The following is a 2,809-nucleotide window of genomic DNA, read 5'->3' on the forward strand; positions in this document are numbered from 1 at the left end:
GGTAACGGCGCCCGTTTTAGCTTGTTTTTGTTTATTGGTAAAACCCGCGCATCATTGCTTGCGTTATAGAGTCCCTCATTATTCTAAAGATACTGAAACAATAAGATAACAAGCACCATCGCTCTTTTAGCTTATCGGTGTGTAAGTCAAATCAATTCGTATTGTCGCAAACAGGTAGTAATTTAAAAGACCAAATGTTACATATCTCTGCTTCTTCTTTTGGTCCGAAATATTTTCCTGCAGTTCCGTCTTCTATATCCTTTTTACGTCTTAAATAATCATCGTAAAAAGCTTGCATGTCAGTCGCCGTAATAGGCCTGTTGCGAATAAAGTTTGGACGTTCAAACGATGCACTCAATTTAGCGTTCTCATATATAGATGAAGCTTTTTCCATCAATTCGAAATAATTTTCAAATGGTTTTGGCTTTAAGCCTAGTCTTTTATAAGAGTCGCGTTCACGTTGTATCATTTCTTTTCCAATTTTAAGGGTTCTTGCGTTAAGCCTCTCTGCCTCTTCGCGAATCTCTTTTTCATTCATCTCCATTTTGGTGATTTTAACTTGTTGAATTAAATGTCGGTACATTTCTTCATTTAAACCGCCAATGTCAAGCGCAGTTGAACTTGTTTCCCAAACGCTATTTACTAAATTTTTACACCGAAATACAGCCGAGGCTTTGGCAAAATCCAAGTCATACTTAAGCGCGTCAAATACGCATTTTGACGCGCTATTATATATATCTATTGCTGAGCCCTTTGGGCGTGGTTTATTTAAAAACAATGTAGTTGCAGAGGTAATGGTGTAGTTATATTCGCCAAAGCGCTGGTAGGTTTCTGCTGAGGCATACCCATAGCCACCTCCGTTTATTGTGCGATGACCATTCCCACTTCTTGCAAATCTATTTAATCGATACTTTTGAATCGCAGCTGCTGTCGCGGCATGTCTTGGATCGCCGGCGTTTACTGTTTTTAACACAAGCGTATTAAAAGCCGTATTGTTAGCATCTATATCTTGGTAAGTATTCATTAATTTATTAATAACAACAGGTAAAAACTCACTGGTTTCACTATTAACAGCGAGTAGCTTTAATGCGGTTTGGGGGTCATTATTTTCAATTTTTAATGCGGCAGTTTTTATTCGTTGAGGAATAAAACCACTTTTGCTGATTGTTTTGACTGCTTTTGGTAAACCAAAAATTAATGCTTCGCCTGCGTGGCGCTTCGCCTCGTTAGTCATTGTTGCAATAAGTGCATGAGACTCTTTGTTGTATCTTTCAGGATATTTTTCAGCCTCGCTTATTAATTTTGAAAGTGTTGGCAATGCTTGCGCTACACCAGCCTCTAACGCGAATATGCTGTATTTAAGCATTAAGTCTTGGCTTATAATATTGTTGAACGTTTCTTTATTTTTTGATGTCTTTTGTAAATAATCTAAGCGTATTTCTATAGATCTAAAGCAACCAGTACAACCTCTAGATAAGCCATAAGTCCAAACCGCGAGGCTATCGAATTCTTTTTGAGAACCGAGATACACAAATAATGAAGGTTTTTTCATCGCAGCTTTGAGTATCCATTCTAGTCCGAGCTCTCTGTTTGTTGGAATATCACCGGTATTATTTAAATACAAATTACCAATACTATGCTCAATATTTCCGGCAGAATACTCGTCTAAAATAGATTCTAAAAGTGCTTTTGCTTCTTGTTCGTTACCAGACTTACGAAGCGCTTTTGATTGCCTCAATACGGCTTTCACATTCTCTGATAAATCGTCCCAAGCACCGTTAGGCACAAAAGACACACTGTTGTTATTTGGAAAAGTGTCTAGTTGCCATATGTTATCGATAGAAGCGGGAGCAAAATTTTGTGAAGCATAGGGGATAATGTTTGCGTTTATTTTTAGGAAAGCAGGTAAGTTTTGGTCAGGCTCCATATTGATGCTCTCGGCATTCGCTTTGTTGAATATACCGCAAATTAATGTACTTACAATCAGCAAAGCCAATAATTTTAAGCATGTAAACTGACTAGCAATTTTAAGATTATGTTGCATCCTTATGCCTCTGATTTATTTCTAAATAACGTATAAAAACCGTAAGAGTATAGGATAGATTAACGCTATCGACTAGCCTCGGTGACAGCTGTATTTGAGGGTAGTTTCGCGTTTGCTTATTTGTTGCGTTGGGGAAATTAGCGAAATCTTTGTCGTTGGGGTGAACACATAATCTGGCTGTTACTGCTGAAATCTGGATAGTGAGATGCTAAGCGCCTTGCCTCAGAATATGGAATATTCAAGCATCATGATGTTTCTTTTATGTCACGCACCAAAGTCAAAGTCGCTTTGGATGATGAGATCATCAAACATTGTCGTTTGCTCAGCAGCCTTAAGTGGCGGTGCTCTGAGTATAAGACGGATTAAAGCTATTTGCTACTCCCTGTAACAGGTGTCTTATTGACTAGATTGGTCTGTTGCAATGTCTAATTGTGGAAGCTTTGTAAGGTTTGTTAGTCTGTAATCTCATGCGTAAACAGGCCATTTGTACAGGAAAAGGGTAATTAGAGCGCCAATGGCCCCGCCATTTAATAGCGTTTCTCTTTAGTCTTGCAGCGGAGCCTACGCCCCAAAATTGAAGCCTCGTTGAATAGTGAAATCGTTTCCGTATTGTTCATCAGGTGGCGCACGCAGAGGTGGTAACAGTTTTATTTGTTTAGAAGTTGGGTACTTTTTATCTAAATGCTTCAATATTTTTTGAATAACAACTGTATCAATGATGCAGGCAATTATCCTTACATTGCGCTTTTGGCATTTTTCGCATTC

Annotated in this window: 1 protein-coding gene and 1 pseudogene; both read right to left on the bottom strand. The window is 38.4% G+C overall.

Translation table 11 applies throughout. The features are described 5' to 3' along the window. Positions 1-151 precede the first annotated feature (151 nt). Positions 152-1,786 (bottom strand): hypothetical protein, encoded by a 1,635-nt coding sequence (locus tag AB9H30_RS19190; RefSeq protein ID WP_371196404.1) that lies wholly within the window; start codon positions 1,784-1,786, stop codon positions 152-154. 819 nt (positions 1,787-2,605) lie between these two features. Further along, positions 2,606-2,809: pseudogene (locus AB9H30_RS19195) on the bottom strand (IS91 family transposase); the annotation flags it as partial.

Origin of the sequence: Glaciecola sp. SC05, assembly GCF_041380235.1 — a bacterium.
GTDB lineage: Bacteria > Pseudomonadota > Gammaproteobacteria > Enterobacterales > Alteromonadaceae > Glaciecola.